At 60.2% G+C, this 19,192-nt stretch carries 18 protein-coding genes; 6 read left to right on the plus strand and 12 right to left on the minus strand.

The window, feature by feature from the left end:
* Nucleotides 1-60: 60 nt before the first annotated feature.
* The 6 genes from ACN0SO_RS03820 to hflX all read left to right on the plus strand — a co-directional run bounded on the left by ACN0SO_RS03820 (nucleotide 61) and on the right by hflX (nucleotide 7,989).
* A complete protein-coding gene (locus ACN0SO_RS03820) occupies nucleotides 61-2,316 on the plus strand; it encodes an ATP-binding protein (RefSeq protein WP_417674675.1) in 2,256 nt (751 codons plus the stop codon).
* Nucleotides 2,306-3,673: a sigma-54-dependent transcriptional regulator gene (locus ACN0SO_RS03825; protein WP_417674677.1), complete on the plus strand. Its 1,368-nt coding sequence runs from the start codon at nucleotides 2,306-2,308 to the stop codon at nucleotides 3,671-3,673. Before ACN0SO_RS03820 ends, ACN0SO_RS03825 begins: the two co-directional genes overlap by 11 nt.
* Nucleotides 3,674-3,724: 51 nt before the next feature.
* Nucleotides 3,725-5,101: a Trk system potassium transporter TrkA gene (gene trkA / locus ACN0SO_RS03830; RefSeq protein ID WP_417674679.1), complete on the plus strand. Its 1,377-nt coding sequence runs from the start codon at nucleotides 3,725-3,727 to the stop codon at nucleotides 5,099-5,101.
* A gap of 179 nt (nucleotides 5,102-5,280) precedes the next feature.
* Nucleotides 5,281-6,144, plus strand: coding sequence for a D-amino-acid transaminase (locus tag ACN0SO_RS03835; RefSeq protein WP_417674681.1), 864 nt, complete (start codon nucleotides 5,281-5,283; stop codon nucleotides 6,142-6,144).
* 207 nt (nucleotides 6,145-6,351) lie between these two features.
* The gene (hfq, locus tag ACN0SO_RS03840; RefSeq protein WP_346908448.1) at nucleotides 6,352-6,612 is read left to right on the plus strand and encodes an RNA chaperone Hfq; all 261 of its coding nucleotides are present in this window, start codon (nucleotides 6,352-6,354) and stop codon (nucleotides 6,610-6,612) included.
* On the plus strand, nucleotides 6,613-7,989 hold the full coding sequence (hflX, locus tag ACN0SO_RS03845; protein WP_417674683.1) for a GTPase HflX: 1,377 nt from the start codon (nucleotides 6,613-6,615) through the stop codon (nucleotides 7,987-7,989).
* A gap of 4 nt (nucleotides 7,990-7,993) precedes the next feature.
* On the opposite strand, the gene mazG is transcribed toward hflX, so the two are convergent.
* The 12 genes from mazG to ACN0SO_RS03905 all read right to left on the minus strand — a co-directional run bounded on the left by mazG (nucleotide 7,994) and on the right by ACN0SO_RS03905 (nucleotide 19,159).
* Nucleotides 7,994-8,815: a nucleoside triphosphate pyrophosphohydrolase gene (gene mazG, locus ACN0SO_RS03850; protein ID WP_417674685.1), complete on the minus strand. Its 822-nt coding sequence runs from the start codon at nucleotides 8,813-8,815 to the stop codon at nucleotides 7,994-7,996.
* A 104-nt stretch (nucleotides 8,816-8,919) separates the two neighbouring features.
* The gene (locus ACN0SO_RS03855; RefSeq protein ID WP_417674687.1) at nucleotides 8,920-10,074 is read right to left on the minus strand and encodes an ABC transporter permease; all 1,155 of its coding nucleotides are present in this window, start codon (nucleotides 10,072-10,074) and stop codon (nucleotides 8,920-8,922) included.
* On the minus strand, nucleotides 10,071-10,994 hold the full coding sequence (locus ACN0SO_RS03860) for an ABC transporter permease (RefSeq protein WP_417674689.1): 924 nt from the start codon (nucleotides 10,992-10,994) through the stop codon (nucleotides 10,071-10,073). Before ACN0SO_RS03860 ends, ACN0SO_RS03855 begins: the two co-directional genes overlap by 4 nt.
* Nucleotides 10,987-11,802 carry an ABC transporter ATP-binding protein gene (locus ACN0SO_RS03865; protein ID WP_417674691.1) on the minus strand — a complete coding sequence of 272 codons (816 nt, stop codon included), beginning with the start codon at nucleotides 11,800-11,802 and terminating at the stop codon, nucleotides 10,987-10,989. The genes ACN0SO_RS03860 and ACN0SO_RS03865 overlap by 8 nt, the downstream gene beginning before the upstream one ends.
* Nucleotides 11,803-11,923: 121 nt before the next feature.
* Nucleotides 11,924-13,381: a dihydropyrimidinase gene (gene hydA / locus ACN0SO_RS03870; RefSeq protein ID WP_417674693.1), complete on the minus strand. Its 1,458-nt coding sequence runs from the start codon at nucleotides 13,379-13,381 to the stop codon at nucleotides 11,924-11,926.
* 223 nt (nucleotides 13,382-13,604) lie between these two features.
* Entirely contained in the window at nucleotides 13,605-13,892 is a 288-nt protein-coding gene (locus ACN0SO_RS03875) for a GIY-YIG nuclease family protein (RefSeq protein ID WP_417674695.1), read from the minus strand.
* 118 nt (nucleotides 13,893-14,010) lie between these two features.
* Entirely contained in the window at nucleotides 14,011-14,310 is a 300-nt protein-coding gene (locus ACN0SO_RS03880) for a hypothetical protein (RefSeq protein ID WP_417674697.1), read from the minus strand.
* A complete protein-coding gene (locus ACN0SO_RS03885) occupies nucleotides 14,307-14,705 on the minus strand; it encodes a contact-dependent growth inhibition system immunity protein (protein ID WP_417675046.1) in 399 nt (132 codons plus the stop codon). The genes ACN0SO_RS03880 and ACN0SO_RS03885 overlap by 4 nt, the downstream gene beginning before the upstream one ends.
* 26 nt (nucleotides 14,706-14,731) lie before the next feature.
* Nucleotides 14,732-15,988: a Zn-dependent hydrolase gene (locus tag ACN0SO_RS03890; RefSeq protein ID WP_417674699.1), complete on the minus strand. Its 1,257-nt coding sequence runs from the start codon at nucleotides 15,986-15,988 to the stop codon at nucleotides 14,732-14,734.
* 3 nt (nucleotides 15,989-15,991) lie between these two features.
* Entirely contained in the window at nucleotides 15,992-16,285 is a 294-nt protein-coding gene (locus ACN0SO_RS03895) for a cupin domain-containing protein (RefSeq protein ID WP_417674701.1), read from the minus strand.
* A gap of 12 nt (nucleotides 16,286-16,297) precedes the next feature.
* Complete coding sequence (locus ACN0SO_RS03900) at nucleotides 16,298-17,794, minus strand: CoA-acylating methylmalonate-semialdehyde dehydrogenase (RefSeq protein ID WP_417674703.1); 1,497 nt, start codon at nucleotides 17,792-17,794, stop codon at nucleotides 16,298-16,300.
* A 21-nt stretch (nucleotides 17,795-17,815) separates the two neighbouring features.
* On the minus strand, nucleotides 17,816-19,159 hold the full coding sequence (locus ACN0SO_RS03905; RefSeq protein WP_417674705.1) for an aspartate aminotransferase family protein: 1,344 nt from the start codon (nucleotides 19,157-19,159) through the stop codon (nucleotides 17,816-17,818).
* Nucleotides 19,160-19,192 lie beyond the last annotated feature (33 nt).

Below are 19,192 nucleotides of genomic sequence, written 5' to 3' on the forward strand. Positions count from 1 at the left end.
GCTTCTGTGAGCGGGCCGTGGAATCGCGGGCCGCCATCTATCGCCGAATGACGAGGGAACATGACACTGGGAGGCCTCCAGGAAACGGCGGTCATCAAGGTAACCGGCGGCAGACTCATGCGTCGTGTCGGGTTGGCGATCATGATCGTCGCCCTGGTTTCCATTGCCGTAACCTTCGCCATTCTTATGGGGCTGACCCCCATCGCGCCGACCCAGGAAGTGGTCTGGATCGCAATGCTGGTCAACGGCATTCTGGCGACCTGTCTGGTGCTCGAGATCCTGCTGGAGATCTACAAGCTGTGGACCGCGCGGCGGCGGGGCAGGGCGGCCGCACGGCTTCACGTGCGTATCGTTGCGTTGTTCAGCGTGATTGCCGCGGTTCCAGCCATTCTTATGGCGATCCTCGCTACATTTACGCTCGACAAGGGGCTGGACCGCTGGTTCGAGGAACGGACCCGGCGCATCATCGACAATGCCCTGGTCGTAGCGCAGGCCTATCTGCAAGAGCACGTGCAGGTGCTTCGCGCCCATCTGATTGCCATGGCCAACGATGTCGATCGTGCGGAGACAGTCTACAGCAACGAACCGAGCCGGTTCGATTCCTTCTTCTCCGCTCAGGCCTCCTTGCGGGGGCTGCAGGCTGCCTACATTCTGAATTCCGACGGCACCGTCATCACCCGGATCGTATTCGACCCCAAGGCCGATATCCTGCTTCCTCCCAAAAGCGTATTTCCCCAGGCCGCCGCATCCAATGCTCCCGTCATGATCGCGCCGGGAAAGACCAATCAGGTCGGCGGAGTCATGAAGCTTGCGGCCTACGATGATTTCTATCTGTTCGTCACCCGGGCCATGGACCCACGCGTGGTGGACTATCTTCGGCTGGCCGATGACGGAGCCAAGTCCTATCGGGTTCTCGAAAAGACCCGGTTTGGTGTTCAGGTCGCATTTGCCCTGGTGTATCTGGGGGTTGCCCTGATCCTGCTGCTGTCGGCGATCTGGATCGGGTTCGGCTTCGCCAACCGTCTGGTAGCGCCCATCCGTACGCTCATTTCCGCGGCAGACGAGGTGTCGAAAGGCAACCTGGCGGTCAAGGTCGAAACCCATAAATCCGGCGGTGATCTTGCCAACCTCGGAGCGACCTTCAACAAGATGACGGGCCAGCTTCTCGGGCAACGCGACGCATTGTTGGCTGCGAACGAGCAGATCGACCGCAGGCGCAGATTTAATGAGGCCGTTCTGTCAGGTGTGTCCACCGGCGTCATCGGGATTGACGAAGAAGGCCGGATCATGCTCGTCAATCGCTCCGCACAGACACTGCTTGGGGTCGATGAAATCGCGATCCTCAACATGCCGCTTGAAGATGTCATTCCCCAACTCGGTGCTGAGATCAGCAAGACCATTCACGAAGACAGCGGCCGCTCTCACGAAACACAGATCGAGATGGCTCTTGGCGGGCGCCAGAGGACCTTGAACGTCCGGATCACAAGCGAGCTCTCCACCCGGCGCGAACATGGATACGTTGTCACGATCGACGACATTACCGATCTGGTTTCGGCGCAACGCAATTCGGCCTGGGCCGATGTCGCCCGCAGGATTGCCCATGAAATCAAGAACCCCTTGACCCCGATCCAATTGTCCGCCGAGCGAATCCGCCGCCGCTATGGCAAGAAGGTTGAAGAGGATCGCGGCGTGTTCGATCAATGTATCGATACGATCATCCGCCAGGTCGGCGACATCGGTCAAATGGTCGACGAATTCTCCTCATTTGCCCGGATGCGAAAACCCAGCAAGGCCGACGCCGATATCCGCAACTCGGTGCGTGAAGCGGCCTTTATGCAGACCGTTGGCAATCCGGATATCAAGATCACGACAGACCTTCCCGAAGACCCCGTGCGTGCTACCTTCGATGCCCGGCTGATCGGTCAGGCCCTGACGAACGTCATCAAGAATGCCGCCGAGGCGATCGAGGGCCGAACGGGCGATGATCTGCCTGAAGGGCGCATACTTGTGAAGTTGGAGGATGCCGGCGAACAGGTCGTGATCAGCGTCACAGACAATGGCGTCGGTTTGCCCGAAGAAAACCGGCAGAGACTTCTTGAACCTTACATGACCACCCGCGAAAAAGGCACGGGACTCGGCCTCGCGATCGTCCGTAAGATCCTGGAAGACCATGGCGGAACGATCGAACTGCAAGACGCCCCTGACACATCCCTTGGGGAGACCGGAACAATGGTGCGCCTCACCTTGTCGAAAAAGGCTGAGGACATGATTGACGACAACAAGAACGAACAGACAGATACAACCGATGGCCCATGATATTCTCGTAGTTGACGATGAAACCGATATCCGCGAGATGATCGCCGGCATCCTCGATGATGAAGGCTTCGGAACCCGGACGGCCAGCGATTCAGACACGGCTATAGCCGCGATCAAGGAACGCAGGCCCTCTCTCGTGGTTCTGGATATTTGGCTCCAGGGAAGCCGCCTGGACGGACTGGCGCTCCTGGATGTCATCAAGGAGACGGACCCGGATTTGCCGGTCGTCATCATTTCAGGTCACGGCAACATCGAAACGGCCGTCTCCGCCATCAAGCGCGGCGCCTACGACTATATCGAAAAGCCTTTCAAAACCGACCGCCTGATCCATATCACCGAACGTGCGCTGGAAGCCTCCAGCATGAAGCGGGAAATCCGCGATCTGAAGCAGCGCTCAGGCGACGCATCCGCTATTATCGGAGAGTCAAGCGCCGCCAACCAGTTGCGTCAGACCATCCAGAAAATCGCAGCGACCAACAGCCGGATTCTGATCACGGGCCCCTCAGGCGCGGGCAAGGAACTGGCCGCTCGTATTATCCATGATTCCTCGCCACGCGCGAAAAGCCCGTTTGTGGTGTTGAATGCCGCGACGATCACCCCGGAACGCATGGAAGAAGAGCTGTTCGGGATCGAGGACGAAGGCGGCAATCTGCGCAAGGTCGGGGCGCTGGAAGAAGCCCATGGCGGCACGCTCTATCTCGACGAAATCGCCGACATGCCGGCAGAGACCCAGGGCAAGATCCTGCGGGTTCTGGTCGAGCAGAGTTTTACCCGCGTGGGAGGAACGACGAAAGTGCAGGTGGACATCCGTATCCTGTCCTCCACCGCGAAGAATCTGGAAGAGCACATTTCCGCCGGACTGTTCCGACAGGATCTCTATCACCGTCTCAGCGTTGTTCCCTTGAGGGTGCCGGGCCTGGCCGAACGGCGCGAGGATGTTCCGATCCTGATAGAACACTTCATGGAACAGATCTCGACCTCATCCGGCATTCCCTTGAGACCAATCGGCGACGATGCCATGGCGGTTCTCCAGACCCACGACTGGCCCGGCAACGTACGCCAGCTGCGCAACAACGTGGAACGCCTCCTGATCCTGAGCCGCGGTGAACCGGACAGCGTGATCACGGCGGATCTCCTGCCGGCCGAAATCGGTTCCATGCTTCCGAGCCTGCCGACGGCCGGCGGCGGAGAACACCTGATGTCCGTTCCGCTACGCGAAGCCCGGGAAATCTTCGAACGCGATTATTTGCAGGCGCAAATCAAGCGTTTCGACGGTAATATCTCGCGCACCGCCGAATTTGTCGGTATGGAACGTTCTGCGCTACACCGTAAGCTCAAAACGCTTGGCCTGTCCTGATACTCCGGCTCAGGTGTAAAACTCCGTCGACGGCAAGAGGGCAGTTTTCCTATGAAAGTCGTGATTTGTGGTGCCGGGCAGGTCGGATACGGGATCGCCGAGCGCCTTGCGGCAGAACAGAACGATGTCTCCGTCATTGATTCGTCGCCCAAACTGATCAAGGCCATCGGGGAACAGCTCGACGTCCGCGGTTTTGTCGGTCATGGCGCGCATCCCGATGTTCTTGCCCAGGCCGGTGCAGGCGAAGCGGATATGATCATCGCCGTCACGCTCTATGACGAGGTGAACATGGTCGCCTGTCAGGTCGCCCACTCCCTGTTCAACGTGCCGACCAAAGTCGCCCGCATCCGGTCCCAGAGCTATCTGCAGGGCCGGTGGCAAAGCCTGTTTTCCCGCGACCAGATGCCGATTGATGTGGTCATTTCCCCGGAAATCGAGGTCGGCGAAATGGTGCTGCGCCGCCTGGCTCTGCCCGGTGCGGTGGAAACCGTCCGCTTTGCCGACGATCAGGTCGTTGCCGTCGGCATCATGTGCGAGGAGGACTGCCCGGTCGTCGATACGCCGCTCCGCCAGCTTACGGAACTGTTCCCCGATCTCGGCGCGGTCGTCGTCGGGATCTACCGGAACAACTCGCTGTTCGTGCCGAAAAGTTCGGATTCCCTTCTTGTCGGCGATCTGGCCTATGTGGTTGCCCGACGGGACCAGGTCCGGCGAACGCTCGGCATTTTCGGCCATGAGGAACCGGAGGCGAACCGCGTCGTCATTGCAGGTGGGGGCAACATCGGCCTTTACGTGGCCCGGGCGCTGGAAAGCCGCCAGCGCAATACGAAGATCAAGTTGATCGAAGCCTCCCGCGAACGCGCCGTCGCGATTGCCGACGAACTGAAGCGATCGGTGATCCTGAACGGCAGTGCCCTGGACCAGACGATCCTGACCGAAGCCGATGTCGGCGAGGCAGATACGATGGTTGCGCTCACCAATGAGGACGAGGTGAACATTCTCGCTTCCGTCATGGCCAAGAAACTCGGGTGCCGTCGTAATCTTTCCCTGCTCAACAATCCCAGTTATCCGGCCTTTGCAAGCGCCTTGGGGATCGACGCTTTCATCAATCCGCGCGCGGTGACCATTTCCAAAATTCTACAGCATGTGCGTCGAGGACGTATCCGCGGCGTTCATTCGCTGCAGAACGGTGTCGCGGAAGTGGTGGAGGCGGAAGCTCTCGACACGTCACCGCTGGTCGGCCGGCCATTACGCGAAATCGACCTGCCGTCCGGAATCCGGATCGGCGCCGTTTTCCGGGGAGGCAAGGTGATCACGCCCAACGGCGACCTGCAGATCGAGGCGAAGGACCGGATCGTCATCTTCGCCATGGCCAACCGCGTCCGTCAGGTTGAACAGATGTTCCGTGTGAGTATCGAATTCTTCTGATAAATGCACGAAGCGGTGACTAACCGGCAGGGACGTCTTGACGCAGGCGCCTATTATTTCAGAGACTTAGTCCCGAATGCATGCCGTTTGGACGGCATGGGGCAAAGGTATTTCCGGGCGGTCGGCCTCGGGAATGGTGTTCGCTCGCAAACAGTAGATCCGGCGTATCAGGAGTGATCATGAGCAGGATTGCCTATGTAAATGGCCAGTATGTCCCCCACAAGGATGCCGCCGTTCATGTGGAAGACCGCGGATATCAATTTGCCGATGGTGTCTATGAGGTCTGCGAAGTCTGGAAAAACAACATCGTCGACATGCCGCGCCATATGGATCGCCTGGGCCGGTCCCTGTCCGAACTAAGGATCGATTGGCCCATGACCCGCAAGGCGCTGGAATTCGTGCTCGCCGAAACGGTGCGACGGAACAAGGTCCATAACGGACTGGTCTATGTCCAGGTAACCCGCGGCGTATCCCGACGGGATCATTTCTTTCCGCCCGAAGATGTCGCCCCCTCAATTGTCGTGACCGCCCGTTCGGCCAGTCCGGCTGCGGCGGACAAGCAAGCGGAAACGGGCATCTCGGTGGTATCCTATCCCGAAAATCGTTGGCCACGCGTCGATATCAAAACCATCGCACTTCTTCCGAATGTTCTGGCCAAACAGAATGCCAAGGAATCGGGAGGCAAGGAAGCCTGGTATGTGGATGCCGATGGCAATGTGACCGAAGGCGGATCGACGAATGCGTGGATCGTCACCAAGGACAACAAACTGGTCACGCGGCCGGCGGAATCCGGAATTCTCAAGGGAATCACCAGAACCGCGGTTCTCGATCTTGCCGAAAAGGAAGGGCTTTCATTCGAGGAACGCGCTTTTTCGCTTGAAGAGGCCTATGACGCGCGTGAGGCCTTCGTCACAGCGGCCACGACGATTGTCATGCCAGTTGTAAAAATTGACGATAGGATAGTTGGCAACGGCCATCCCGGAATGGTTGCAAGCCGATTGCGTCAGCTGTTCCATACTGTTACTGATCTAAAGGCAGTATGAATATTTTCGTTTACCTGATTAAATTACAGGTAGGCAGCTGGACCGATATGGTGTCTTCTCTAAACGAAAGACGGATCAGCTGCTAAATAAGTGGTACGGGCAGGCCGCCTGGGGCGGTGGCGTTTGTGTTTAGGGCCCCCAACGGCGGTAACTTTAAAGGAATAACCGGATGCCCGGCCGCATCCGGAAAAAAACAGGATAAAAAGACTGATGGCTGAGCGCGCACAGAACTTGCAAGACACATTTTTAAATCACGTTCGCAAACAAAAAACCCCATTGACCATTTTCCTGATCAACGGCGTGAAGCTGCAGGGAGTGGTCACGTGGTTTGACAATTTTTGCGTCCTGCTGCGTCGGGATGGGCACTCGCAACTGGTTTACAAGCACGCTATTTCCACGATCATGCCGAATGGTCCGGTTCAGTTGTTCGAGCCGGGCGAAGACAATGGTGAGAAGGCAGGAAGCTGATTGGAACCCAAGTCTCGCAGTGACGACTTTTCGAAACTAGAAGGCGCAACGGAAACAGGAATAGATCGGCGTCCGCAGCCTTTTCGGGCGCTTATTCTGGAGCCGGTGCTTTTTCAGCGCCGGGAGGGTGCGGAAGCCGAATTGCGCGGCAACCGAAGCCCCGAAGCACGGCTGGAAGAAGCCGTTGGACTGAGTGCGGCCATCAATCTGGACATTGTTTCCGCTGGTGTCGTCAAGATCAGCAATCCGAAGCCGGCGACCCTTTTCGGCGAAGGCAAGGTGTCCGAGCTTGCCGGCATCGTTGAGGCCGAGGACGTCGACCTGGTCGTCGTCGACCACCCCTTGTCTCCGATCCAGCAACGAAATCTTGAGCGACGGTTGAAAACCAAGGTGATCGACCGGACCGGTCTGATTCTGGAAATTTTTGGCGACCGGGCGCGCACCAAGGAGGGCAAGCTTCAGGTCGATCTGGCCCACTTGACCTGGCAGAAAAGCCGGCTCGTACGTTCCTGGACCCACCTGGAACGCCAGCGCGGCGGTGTCGGCTTCATGGGCGGCCCGGGCGAAACGCAGATCGAATCCGACCGCCGTCAGATCCAGGATCGCATCACCGCCCTGCAGAAGCAGCTCGAAGGCGTGCGACGGACCCGCGACTTGCACCGCAAGAAACGCAAGAAGATCCCCCAACCGACCGTGGCGCTTGTCGGCTACACCAACGCCGGCAAATCGACCCTGTTCAACCGGCTGACCAAGGCGGACGTCTTTGCCAAGGATCTGCTGTTCGCAACCCTCGACCCGACCTTGCGAAAGATTACCCTGCCCCATGGGCGAGAAGTGATCCTGTCGGATACGGTGGGATTCATCTCTGACCTGCCGACACATCTGGTGGCCGCCTTCCGGGCAACCCTTGAAGAAGTTCTGGAAGCGGATCTGATCCTCCATGTCCGCGATATTTCGCATCCGGACACCGATGCCCAGGCAGAGGACGTGAAAAAGACGCTGGAGGATCTCGGCGTCAGCCCGCAGACCGGCGCGCCGATTATCGAGGTCTGGAACAAGATCGACTGCCTGGATCCGGCCTATCGCGACAAGCTTCTTGCCGAGCAGGGCAGGGAAGGGCCGATCTCGCTCTCCGCTCTGACGGGCGAGGGGATCGATCAGCTTTACAATCGCATCGACACCTTCATGGCGGAGAAGGACGACACCTTCACGGTCGTTCTCCCGGTTTCCGACGGGGAATTGCTGGCACAATTGTATCAGTTGGCCGAAGTGCTGGAGCGCAAGGACAGCGAAGACGCGATCGAGGCCACGGTCCGCGTCTCGGACAAGCAACGCGGCCCGTTTCGCGCGAAGTTCAAGCCGTATATGGAAAGCTGAGCCGCTATTTCCCTTTGGCTGCCTGCCAGATCTCTTCCATTTCTTCCAGCGTCATTTGCTCAAGCGTCGTTCGGCGCTCGTCCGCAGCGGCTTCGATGGCTGCAAAGCGTCGGCGGAACTTGCCGTTGGTGCGCCTGAGCGCGGCTTCCGGATCGATGTCGAGATGGCGGGCCAGATTGGCGACGGCAAACAGCACGTCGCCCAACTCGTCTTCCATTTCCAGGGTGGTGTCGCCGTCGGAGAGGATTTCCCGTTCCAGTTCCTCGATCTCTTCCTTGATCTTGGCAAGCACCGGCCCCGGAGCGCCCCAATCGAACCCGACCCGGGACGCCCGCCGCTGCAGCTTGTCCGCCTCGACCAGGGCAGGGAAGGCGGCGGGCACATCGTCGAGGAACCCCTTTTCCTCTTCCGGAAGCCCGAGGGCATCGCGACGCGCCTTACGTTCGGCCTTTTCCTCCGCCTTGATCCGCTCCCACATGCCCTTGGCCATGCCGGCCGAGCGCGCATCCTCGTCGCCGAAGACATGCGGATGACGGCGGATCATCTTCTTGGTGATGCCCTCGACCACGTCGGCGAAATCGAACAGCTTGTCTTCTTCCGCCATGCGGGCGTGATAGACGACCTGCAGCAGCAGATCACCCAGTTCCTCACGCAGGTTGTCCAGATCGTTCCGCCGGATCGCTTCGGCTACCTCATAGGCCTCTTCCAGCGTATAAGGAGCAATTGTGGAAAAATCCTGCTCCAGGTCCCAGGGACAGCCGGTTTCAGGCGTCCTGAGCGCGGCCATGATGTCGATGAGAACGGATATATCGCGGCCGGGTTTCATGAAAGATCCTCGTGAAAAACAGGTCGGTTAAGACATGAAACGTCGCGCATGCCAGGGTCAAGCCTTGGCATGCTGATGAGGCTGGCGTTTGCCCTGTTTTTACGTCAGCCGCGGACCGAGGGGTGCCAGAAGGTGACGGCCCGCTCGATGAGGGCGACCACGCCGTAGAACACCGACCCGGCAAGGGCGGCAACGGCGATTTCGGCCCAGACCATATCCACGTTCATCCGGCCGACCTCCGTTGAGATCCGGAAGCCCATGCCGACGATCGGCGTGCCGAAGAATTCCGCGACAATGGCGCCGATCAGGGCGAGCGTGGAATTGATCTTTAGCGCGTTGAAGATGAACGGCATGGCCATCGGCAGGCGCAGCTTGAACAGCGTCTGCCAGTATCCGGCGGCATAAGTGCGCATCAGGTCGCGCTGCATGGCATCGGACGCGGCCAGTCCGGAGACCGTGTTCACCAGCATCGGGAAGAAGGTCATGATGATAACGACCGCTGCCTTGGACGGCCAGTCGAAACCGAACCACATCACCATGATCGGTGCGACTCCGACGATCGGCAGCGCGGACACCAGATTGCCGATGGGTAGAAGTCCCCGGCGCAGGAACGGAACACGGTCGACCAGGATCGCGATCAGGAATCCGGAAGCACAGCCGGCGAAATAGCCGAACAGCACGGCCTTCAGGAAGGTCTGTCGGAAATCCGCCCAAAGAATCGATCCGGATGTGGTCAACCGCAGCCAGATTTCCGAAGGCGCCGGAAGCAGGACCTTCGGGATCGCGAAACCGGTCACGATCGCCTGCCAGAGAACCAGGATCGTTATGCCGAACAGGGCCGGGATCGCAAGGTTGATCAGTCGGTTCAGAAAAGGCGTCGTGCTTTTCCAGGACGCAAGCCGCTCGACAAAGAGCCAGGCTGCGGCCCAGGTGGCCGCGACCAGCGCCCAGTAGCCGAGGCCGGCCTGACCGGCATGATGTTCTATCGTTCCGAGCAGCAGATAGGCGGCAATGGCGGCGACCAGCCCCAGGATCAGATCCCCGATCCAATTGCGCATGAACCCGAGTTCGTAGCGAACCCCGGCGATTGCGAGGATCGAAAGCGTAACGGCCAGCCGCGGCACTTCCAGAACGCTGATATCCGGCTTGAAGACGGGGCTGAACAGGCCAATGACCACCAGCAAGACGATGCCCCAGGCAAGGACGGCCGGCATGTCGAAGCGGCTCTTGCGCTCGTTTTTTGCGGATACAGCCGTCATTGCGCCATTCCCATACGTTTCAGGGTCAGTTTTTCAATCATGCCGACAATGCCGACAAGGGCGCCCGCGAGAAGCGCGGCCATGATCAGGGCGGACCAGATCTGCACCGTCTGGCCGTAATAGGATCCGGCCAGCAGGCGGGCACCCAGTCCCGCGATCGCCCCGGTCGGCAGTTCGCCGACGATGGCGCCGACCAGCGACGCGGCGATGCCGATCTTCATGGAGGTGAAGAGATAGGGAACCGCGTAAGGAAAGCGCAGTTTCCAGAAAGTCTGCACCTTCGAGGCGCTATAGGTGTGCATCAGGTCCAGATGGATGATTTCCGGCGATCGGAGACCCTTCACCATGCCGACGGTCACGGGGAAGAACGACAGATAGGTGGAAATCATCGCCTTGGGCAACAGACCGGAGATACCGACCGCATTCAGCACCACGATGATCATCGGTGCGATCGCCAGGATCGGGATGGTCTGCGAGGAAATCACCCAGGGCATCAGGCTTTTGTCGAGCACCCTGGAATGTACGATGCCGATGGCAAGCAGAATGCCCAGCACCGTCCCGATGACGAAGCCGAGCATGGTCGAGGACAAGGTGATCCCGGTATGAAAGATCAGAGAGCGCTTGGAGGTGATCTTCTTCAGGACCGTGGTGTTGTAGATTTCTTCGACCACCTGATGGGGCGCCGGCAAAACGGGTCGCTCCTGCGCAAGCGTATCCGTAATCAATTGGGACAACGGCACATCCGTCTGACCGGCGCGCTCATAAATGCCCTCCTGAAACGGCGTGTTCAGAAGGACCGCCGACAGATACCAGATCGCGAAGATCACGGCGACGACGACGATGACGGGCCCGGCCGTGCCGCGCATCAGGCCGGCAAAGGGAGACAGGTTACGGGGACGGGAGTCGATTGCATCAGTCATCGTAGGAATGCCCCGCGCGCAGGCCTTCACGGACCCTATGAGCAATCTTCAGAAACTCCGGCGTTTCGCGGACGTCCAGAGTGCGATCGCGCGGCAGGTCGCTTTCGATGACGTCGTAGATCCGGCCTGGACGCGGGCAAAGCACCACGATCTTGGTCGACAGAAACACGGCTTCGGGGATGGAGTGGGTGACGAACACCACCGTCTTGTTGGTCTTGGCCCATAGTTGCAGGAGTTGTTCGTTCAGGTGGTCGCGGACGATTTCATCCAATGCGCCGAAGGGTTCGTCCATCAGGAGCAGGTCCGGCTCGACGGAAAGCGCGCGGGCGATCGAGGCGCGCTGCTGCATGCCGCCGGAAAGCTGCCAGGGGAATTTCTTCTCGAAACCGGAAAGGTTCACCAGTTCCATGTTCCGGGCGATGCGCTGCTGTTGCTCGGCCTTTGACAGCCCCATGATCTCCAAAGGCAGGGCAATGTTTCCAGCGATCGTGCGCCACGGATAAAGGGCTGCCGCCTGGAACACATAGCCATAAGCGCGCTTCAGCCGGGCTTCGTGGGGCGATAGGCCGTTTACGGAAATCGATCCGGCAGTCGGCTGTTCCAGATCCGCGATCACGCGAAGCAGGGTGGTCTTGCCGCAACCGCTCGGTCCGATGAAGGAGACGAAATCGCCTTCCTCGATCTTCAGGTCGATCTCCGACAGCGCGTGCACCGGGCCGTCGTTGGTCTGGAAGGTAAGCGACAGCTTTTCGATGTCGATGACCGTTTTTGCGGATGCGTCCGCTGCTGCCGTGGCCGCCTGGTTCATGTCTGTCCCGGTGTCCCTGAAGGTTGGTCTTGTCTTTTTTGGCCGGTTTGCCGGCAATTGTCACGGTCACCCCGCGCCGGATCCTGTAGAACGTGGCGCGGGAGACCTTGTTTTCGGTCCTTTAAACGCCGGTGGCCGGAATGCCGGTGCGTTCCACCTTGCGCGGCGCAGTCAGTTCCTTCCAGGTGGACAACGCCTTGTTGACCGCCTGGAACGGCTCGCGCTTGACGAACTCGCCGTGACCCTGCTGCGGGATCACCTTGCCGTCGTCCACCGCGACCCGGCCGCGGGTCAGCGTGTAGCGCGGCAGGCCCTTGACCTGCTGGCCTTCGAAAACGTTGTAGTCGATCGCCGATTCCTGGTTGGCCGCGGAAATGGTCTTTTCCTTTTCCGGATCCCACACGATGATATCCGCATCCGCGCCGACCAGGATCGCGCCCTTCTTCGGATAGATGTTCAGGATTTTCGCAATATTGGTAGAGGTGACGGCTACGAATTCATTCGGCGTCAGCCGGCCGGTGTTCACGCCATGGGTCCACAGCATCGGCAGACGGTCTTCCAGACCGCCGGTGCCGTTCGGGATCTTGGTAAAGTCGCCGACGCCGTAACGCTTCTGTTCGGTGGTAAAGGCGCAGTGGTCGGTAGCGACACACGAAAGCGATCCCGATTGCAGGCCGGCCCAGAGCGAATCCTGATGCTTCTTGTCCCGGAACGGGGGGGACATCACCCGGCGCGCGGCATGATCCCAGTCCGGGTTTCTGTATTCGCTGTCATCGAGGGTCAGGTGCTGGATCAGCGGTTCGCCATAAACGCGCTTGCCCTGCTGGCGGGCGCGGCGGATGGCTTCATGGGATTCCTCGCAGGAGGTATGGACCACGTAGAGCGGCACGCCCGCCATGTCGGCGATCATGATGGCCCGGTTGGTGGCTTCGCCTTCCACCTGCGGCGGGCGGGAATAGGCATGGGCTTCCGGCCCGTTGTTGCCTTCCGCCAGAAGCTTGGCGGACAGATCGGCGACCACATCGCCGTTTTCCGCATGGACCAGCGGCATGGCACCCAGCTCGGCACAGCGCTGGAACGAGGCGAACATTTCGTCGTCCTGCACCATCAGCGCACCCTTGTAGGCCATGAAGTGCTTGAAGGTGTTGATGCCCCGCTCGCGGACCACGGTCTCCATTTCGTTGAAGACCCGCTCGCCCCACCAGGTGATCGCCATGTGGAAGGAATAGTCGCAATGGGCCATGGTCGACTTGTTGTCCCACATCTGCAGCGCTTCCAGCAGCGACTGCTCGGGCGAGGGCAGGGCGAAGTCGACCACCATGGTGGTGCCGCCGGCAAGGGCCGCACGGGTGCCGCTGTCGAAATTGTCGGAGGAATAGGTGCCCATGAAGGGCATTTCCAGGTGGGTGTGCGGATCGATCCCGCCCGGCATGACGTAACAGCCGGTCGCATCCAGCGTCTCGTCACCGGAGAGGTTCGGGCCGATCTCGACAATCCTGCCGCCCTCGATCTTCACATCCGCCGTGTAGGTCAGGTCGGCGGTGACAATCGTTCCGCCCTTGATCACCTTCGATGCCATTGCTGTTCCCCTTTGTTGTTACGCTGTCCGCTTCCGATTGTGTCGCTCGGCTCGGTTCATTCCCAGGCTTGGTACATCCAAAACTACAATTGTGGCTCCCCGGTCCCGGCTCTCCGGCTTCGCCGGCGGCCGGGATGACGATGGAGAGGCATGATTTTCACTTCTCCATCGTCTTCCCGGACGAGCATCGCGAGATCCGGGACCGGCGAGCCCCTGCCTATCCTTACCGGTTCAATTCCTCATACAGATCCCGCCAATCCGGGTTCATCTTTTCAATCAGATCGAATTTCCATTGCCGTCTCCAGCGTTTGATCTGTTTTTCCCGCAGGATCGCCGCCTGCATGTCTACATGCTCCTGGTACCAGACCAGGCTCTTGATCCCGTATTTCGATGTGAAACCGGGAACCAGATCATGGCGGTGTTCATATATCCGTCGCGGCAAATCAGTCGTCACGCCCGTGTAGAGCGTTTCATACGGTTTCGCGGCCAGGATATAGACCCATGCAGACAAGTTTGTTTTTTCTCCTGTTGTTCCTCGCGAAGGTCCCTGGCTCTCCGGTCCCGGATCTCACTGCGTTCGTCCGGGATGACTATGGAGAGGACGGAGCCGATCCGTACTGCATCGGCCTTCAATCATTCATCACCCAAACCTTTACTCGCCTGAGCGCCTCTGCTTCCAACTCGGTCAGTTCACCTGCTTCCTGTCCGATCACCGCATCTATTTCACCGACAGCCAATTCCCATTCGCCGGCCCAGATATATTCATCTGCCATCCCGAGGTTTCGATTTGGCCTGGTGCCGCGAAGGCACATGACCAGATCCATGACCATATGAAGGGTCAAAATGTCCGGATCATCTTCCTTGCTGGCCAATGGCACCCAACGACCGCCGTTGGCAAAGGAAATGGGTCCAAACAGATCGTCCCTCACTCGACGAACTCCCCATTTCCGGCTCCCAGGAAGCCAACAAAATGATCCCAGTCCGGCTTCAGGTCCTCAATCGTGCTCTTCAATTCCTCCAGAATTTGAAACAGATCCATCCACATGTCCCGATGCTCTGCCCAGAACGCTGGGTCCAGACGAAGACAGGCTGCAAGCAGATCGCCCCGATAATTGGACGCTTCGACCAACGGGTTTTCCCGCAAGATGTCGATGGCCAATGGCAGCACATACTCACGACCGGCGTCCTGGTTGATCAGCAGGCAGAACTGACCCGCATCGAGGTCCTTGAGCGGCGTGGACATCGCTGCTTCACACCGCTCGACGAGTGGCGTCGGAAATGGTCCTTCAGCCGGTCGAAAACCGAGAATGTCATTTACGGACATGCTTTCTGACCAATTCCGGCTTTTCGTCACTCCACGATCTCCGCCGTTTCGACGACCGCGTGGAACAGCACGTCCGCTCCGGCCTTGGCCCAGTCCTTGGTGATCTCTTCCGCTTCGTTGTGGGAGAGTCCGTCGACGCAGGGGCACATGACCATGGCGGTCGGGGCGACCTTGTTGATCCAGCAGGCGTCATGACCGGCGCCGGAAATGATGTCCCGGTGCGAGTAGCCGAGCCGTTCCGCCGCGTTGCGGATGGCGGTCACGCAGCCCTCGTCGAAGGTCACCGGATCGAAGCCGCCGACCTTTTCGAACTCGACGCCGAGCCCCATGTCGTCGCAGATCTTCTTCGCGCCTTCCTGCAGGCGCTTTTCCATGTCCTGGATGACGGCAAGGTCCGGCGAGCGGAAGTCGACGGTGAAAACCACCTTGCCCGGGATCACGTTGCGCGAATTCGGATAGACGTCGATGTGACCGGCAGCGCCTACCGCATGCGGCTTGTGCGACCAGGCGATCTCGTCGACCAGTTCCAGGATCCGCGCCATGCCGAGACCGGCGTTCTTGCGCATGGGCATGGGCGTGGAACCGGTATGGGCATCCTTGCCGGTCACGGTCACCTGGATCCAGGACAGGCCCTGGCCGTGGGTGACGACGCCGATGTCCTTGCCTTCGGCTTCCAGGATCGGGCCCTGTTCGATGTGCAGTTCGAACATGGCGTGCATCTTGTCCTTGCGGGCTCCAACTTCTTCGTCACCGACCCAGCCGACGCGCTTCAGCTCGTCGCCGAAGGTCTTGCCTTCCGCATCCTGTCGGTCATAGGCCCAGTCCTGAGTGTGGACTCCGGCAAAGACGCCGGAGGCGAGCATGGCCGGCGCGAAGCGGGTGCCTTCCTCGTTGGTCCAGTTGGCGATGACAATCGGGTGTTTGGTCTTTATTCCGAGATCGTTCATGGAACGGGCAACCTCGAGCGCGCCGAGCACGCCGAGCACGCCGTCATACTTGCCACCGGTCGGCTGGGTGTCCAGGTGCGAGCCCATATAGACGGGCAGGGCATCCGGATCGGTTCCCGGCCGGGTCATGAACATGTTGCCCATGGTGTCGACGGCCATGGTCATGCCGGCGTCCTCGCACCACTTCTGGAACAGCTTGCGGCCTTCGCTGTCGGCATCGGTCAGGGTCTGGCGGTTGTTGCCGCCTGCAACGCCCGGGCCGATCTTGGCCATTTCCATCAGGCTGTCCCACAGCCGTTCGGCGTTGATACGCAGGTTTTCACCCGGAGCTGCCATTTTTCAGATCCCCTTCTTGAGTTCGATTTCCACGAAGGACATCGGCTTGTCCCCGTTGTTGATGACATTGTGTTCAACGCCGATCGCGCGCTTGTAGGCCATGCCCGCAGGCACCATGGACTCACGGCTGCCGCCCGGCTCTTCCAGAAGCATGGGACAGTCCGTCACCGCGGTGATGACGTAGTCCATCCCGTGCTTGTGCCATCCGGTTTCCGCTCCTGGGGCGAAATCGAACCGGGTCACCCGGACGCTTTCGTCCTCAAGAAGAAGTTCAGACGTTGCCTGCGGTCGCGTCATGGTCGGTCCTTGTCAGTCCATGCTCGGGAATGTGTAGACCGCGCCTTCCTTGATGCCGGCGGGCCAACGAGTGGTCACGGTTTTCAGCCGCGTGTTGAAGCGAACGCCTTCCGGACCGTAGATCGAATGATCGCCGAACAGCGACCGCTTCCAGCCGCCGAAGGAGAAATAGGCGACCGGCACCGGGATCGGCACGTTGATGCCGACCATTCCGACCTCGATCCGGTCGGCAAAGGCGCGGGCGGCATCACCATCGCGGGTGAAGATAGCGGTGCCATTGCCGTATTCGTGGTCGTTGATCAGGGAGAGCGCTTCCTCGTAACCGGATGCCCGGACGACCGACAACACCGGCCCGAAGATCTCTTCCTTGTAGATGGTCATGTCCTTCGTCACGCGGTCGAACAGCGTGCCGCCGACGAAGTAACCGTTCTCGTAGCCCTGCAGGGAAAAGCCGCGACCGTCCACGAGAAGCTCGGCGCCTTCCTTTTCGCCCTGGTCGATGTAACCGAGCACCTTGCGCATATGCTGCTCGGTCACGACCGGGCCCATTTCCGCATCGCTGTCGGTGGCAGGGCCAATCTTCAGGGCCTGGACCCGCGGGATAAGCTTTTCGACCAGCTTGTCGGCGGTCTTCTCGCCGATCGGCACGGCGACGGATACCGCCATGCAGCGCTCGCCGGCGGAGCCGTAGCCGGCACCCATCAGGGCATCAGCGGCCTGGTCCATGTCGGCGTCCGGCATGACGATCATGTGGTTCTTGGCGCCGCCGAGCGCCTGGACCCGCTTGCCGTGGGCAGTCCCCGTCGAATAGACGTATTCGGCAATCGGCGTGGAGCCGACGAAGGAGACGGCCTTCACGTCCGGGTGGGTCAGGAGCACGTCCACGGCTTCCTTGTCGCCGTGAACCACGTTCAGGACACCATCGGGAAAGCCTGCTTCCTTGAAAAGCTCGTAAACGACCATCACCGCGGACGGATCGCGCTCGGACGGCTTCAGGATGAAGGTGTTTCCGCAGGCAACCGAGATCGGATACATCCACAGCGGCACCATGGCCGGGAAGTTGAACGGCGTGATCCCGGCGACCACGCCGAGCGGCTGGCGGTCGGAATAGCTGTCGATGGCCGGTCCGACGTTGCGGGCGAATTCACCCTTAAGCAGGGAAGGAATGCCGCAGGCGTATTCCACCACCTCGATGCCGCGCGCCACTTCGCCGAGCGCATCGTCGTGGGTCTTGCCGTGTTCCTTGGAGATCGCCCTGGCGATCCTGTCCGCATTGGCCGTAAGCAGTTCCTTGAACTTGAACATCATCCGGGCCCGCTTGAGCGGCGGGGTGTCCCGCCACTCGGGGAACGCAGCCTTGGCGACCGCGATGGCCTCCGCCACTTCCGCGGCACTGGAAAGGCCGAGCTCAGCGGACTGTTCGCCGGTTGCCGGATTGTAGACGGCAGCCACACGTCCTGAGTTGGAGGCGACCTCCCTGCCGCCGATGGCATTGTTGATGCGTTCCATTTTGTTTTCTTTCTGGTGCTTTTAGTCGATGGCGTTGAGGACGGAGCGCAGGATCGAGAACAACTCGTCGATCTGATCCTTGGAAATGATCAGCGGCGGAGACAGCGCGATGATGTCGCCGGTGGTGCGGATCATCAGGCCGTCCTCATAGGCTTTCAGGAAAGCCGAGAAGGCGCGCTTGGTCGGCTCGCCCGCAATCGGTTCCAGCTCGATCGCGCCGATGAGACCGAGATTGCGGATATCGATCACGTGCGGGCAGTCCCTGAGTGAATGCAGCGCATCTTCCCAGTACTGGGAGAGTTCCGCTGCCCGGGTCAGCAGGCCTTCCTCTTCATAGGTGTCGAGGGTCGCGAGCGCCGCCGCGCAAGCGATCGGATGGGCCGAGTAGGTATAGCCGTGGAACAGCTCGATCATGTGTTCCGGACCGGTCATGAACGCCTGGTAGATATCGGAGGTACAGAAGACCGCACCCATCGGGATCACGCCGGAGGTGATGCCCTTGGCGGTGGTGACCAGATCCGGGGTCACGCCGAAGAAGTCGGTGGCGAACGGAGTGCCCAGCCGGCCGAAGCCGGTGATGACCTCGTCGAAGATCAAAAGAATACCGTGCTGGTCGCAGATGTCGCGCAGGCGCTTCAGATAGCCCTTGGGCGGGATCAGCACGCCGGTGGACCCGGCAACCGGCTCGACGATGACGGCGGCGATGGTCGAGGGATCGTGGAGCTGGATGATCCGGATCAGTTCCTCGGCATATTCCGCGCCATGGTCCGGCTCGCCGCGCGTGAAGGCGTTGCGGGAGATGTCATGGGTATGGGGCAGGTGGTCGACACCGGTCAGCATGGTGCCGAAGGTGCGCCGGTTGGCGACGATGCCTCCGACGGAAATGCCGCCGAAGCCAACCCCGTGATAACCGCGTTCGCGGCCGATCAGCCGGGTGCGGGTTCCCTGGCCGATGGCGCGCTGGTAGGCCAGCGCGATCTTCAGCGCCGTGTCGACGCTTTCGGAACCGGAATTGGTGAAAAAGACGTGGTCGAGCGGCGCCGGCATCAGGGCCGCCAGACGGGCCGCCAGTTCGAAGGCCTTCGGATGACCCATCTGGAATGCCGGCGCATAGTCCAGCTCGGCGACCTGGTTCTGGACGGCTTCCACGATCTTCGGTCGGCCATGGCCCGCGTTGCAGCACCACAGGCCCGCGGTTCCGTCCAGCACCTGCCGGCCGTCGCCGGTGGTGTAGTGCATGTCCTTGGCCCCGACGAACATGCGCGGGTTCTTCTTGAACTGCCGGTTTGCCGTAAACGGCATCCAGAAGGCTTCGAGATTGTTTGTGCCCGATACCGGGGCTGCGGTGGATGCCGACTTCGACATGTGTCCTCCTTGCCGTCCGTTGTCCCCGGACGG

Origin of the sequence: Roseibium sp., assembly GCF_048260565.1 — a bacterium.
In the GTDB taxonomy this organism is placed as follows: domain Bacteria; phylum Pseudomonadota; class Alphaproteobacteria; order Rhizobiales; family Stappiaceae; genus Roseibium.